Here is a 541-nt window from a genome sequence, read left to right as displayed (position 1 = left end):
TGTCAGCACAAAGGTGGTTGCGGCACCCATGCCGATGGCGGTTTCCAGCTTGTTGGAAACGCCCATAAATGGACACAAACCGAGAAACTGTACCAGTACAAAGTTGTTTACCAGAATGGTACTGACCAGAATCAGTAAATACTCGGTCATGCAGTGGTTGCTCCGCTGTGATTAAAAAGTAGCCAAGCCTGAAAATCAGGGGGCGTATTATCCCAAACTTCTATTATTTCCCTCAAGTATTAAAAGGGATAGTTTTAAGTTGTTTTAGGAATAACCTTAGAGGTGGTGATCACTTTCGGGCACAAGAATGACACAAAAGTATCACGCATCCGTCGTTTGGGCTGAACTGGAGTTCCGCGGGGCTGCTTGCGATGTTGGCCCGACGTACCCTCGATATACCCCCTCGACACTGTTGCTTTAACGGCATGGGGCGCTGATTTGATCATGGCCGCGGTTATATAATCCGGATATTTTCTGGATGGTATCGGTCATAATCGGTCTTTTCAATTTACTGACAAAAGGTATCGGGAGTCGCTGTGAA

Annotated in this window: 1 protein-coding gene; it reads right to left on the bottom strand. The window is 46.6% G+C overall.

Annotated elements, in window-relative coordinates; genetic code table 11:
- The coding region (locus Q4563_RS15735) for an Rnf-Nqr domain containing protein (protein WP_303605133.1) at positions 1–150 on the bottom strand (150 nt) is incomplete at its 3' end.
- Positions 151–541: the final 391 nt, after the last annotated feature.

Source organism: Gilvimarinus sp. 1_MG-2023, from assembly GCF_030548285.1.
The sequence above is the reverse complement of the archived record's forward strand: the minus strand, read 5'-3'. Positions and strand labels throughout refer to the sequence as shown.